The 1,324-nt window shown below is 41.0% G+C and carries 2 protein-coding genes; both read right to left on the bottom strand.

From position 1 onward, the window contains the following. On the bottom strand, nucleotides 1–260 hold a 260-nt coding region (locus AC1DPQ_RS27940; protein ID WP_477611596.1), incomplete at its 3' end, for a hypothetical protein. Between the two features lie 220 nt (nucleotides 261–480). Further along, a complete protein-coding gene (locus AC1DPQ_RS27935) occupies nucleotides 481–1,164 on the bottom strand; it encodes a class I SAM-dependent methyltransferase (RefSeq protein ID WP_477611595.1) in 684 nt (227 codons plus the stop codon). Nucleotides 1,165–1,324: the final 160 nt, after the last annotated feature.

The following is a 1,324-nucleotide window of genomic DNA, read 5'->3' as shown; positions in this document are numbered from 1 at the left end:
CTAACACTATACTCGAACAAGTCGAAATCGAACCTAAAAAAAATTTCCTCATCAAAAAACTTCCTATTCTTCTTGTAAAGTTTTTCACTAATCTGATAGGACATCGCATCATCAAAAAGAAACCGCTCCGCTACCACCTGGTCAAGAAAAAGCTCTTCCAGCTTTTTATATGGGATATGGGAGATATTGATGGACCCAAACATATGTTCTTCGTTACGTAATACCACATCTAAGTAAACCTGATAATAATATTTTTCCATGATATTGTTTTAACGCTTATTATGCACCTCCCAAAGATAAGCAGCCCAACGACAATAAATCCAATTGGACCTGGGCTACTAATTACAGGAAGATTGATTGAAGAACCACTTTAAGCCGAAATGGGGTGATAGTTTAAATGCGGAATGGACGACCTTTTTTGCCAAAATGCCCACATACATCTGAAGGATATTCTATGCTAAAAACTTTCAAAACCGAATGTTATTTCCGCACGCACCAGGTTGTCATGGCCCTCATGTTCTGTACATTGGTCGTCTTGATGGGTTCGTGAAGTCGACCCCCAATTTTTTTAGTAAGCCTGACCAGCATTTCCTGATTAACCAAGAATCGCTCTGATCCGTCCGGAAGAATATACCTCCCATTTCCGATAAAACGGACCAGCGATTCAATACCGATTTCTGAGGCCAGGCGACAGAAGAAATATCCACCGGGTTTAAGTACGCGCCACATAGCGCTTAACATCGCTTCAAAATGTTCCTGGTTTTCYGCAAAGTGGAGCACAGCAGAACTAACGACCAGATCAAAACTTTCATTTTCAAATGGTAATTGTTCCACAGGCGCTATGCTGAAGCTTTCTTCGGGATTGATATGGGGAAAGGCACTGGCCAGATTTTTAAGCTGTGCTATTGCTTCAGGATTTTGATCTACCCCATAAACCTGCGCACCACTTCTTAAAAAGTAAAGCAGGTTCCTTCCTGTTCCACATCCAGCATCCAAAACAGTTTTGCACCCATCATAAGTGCCTTTTAGTAACTGGTCGAATAAATAAATATCAATATTTCCGAAGGTTTCCCGTATATGCTCGCTTTTCATTTCTGGGGCAAAGATAATCACAAATTGCCCGGGATGAAAATCATTGCCCCTGCCAAATGACGGCGTTAGCATCTTGTCTTATAATTAACGCATCGCCCTTGTTCTATTTACTTTAGCGGCTTAGTTAGTTTTCCGGAAAAGAGCAAAGATTCCCAAGCCTATTTATTAAGTTACTGAAACACCTTGGCGTATTTCCTTATCACCAACCGGAATTGCTCAGTCGGTGTTAAAC

Source organism: Pedobacter sp. 01T416_2 (assembly GCF_056398925.1).
This window is presented reverse-complemented; position numbering and strand designations above follow the sequence as displayed.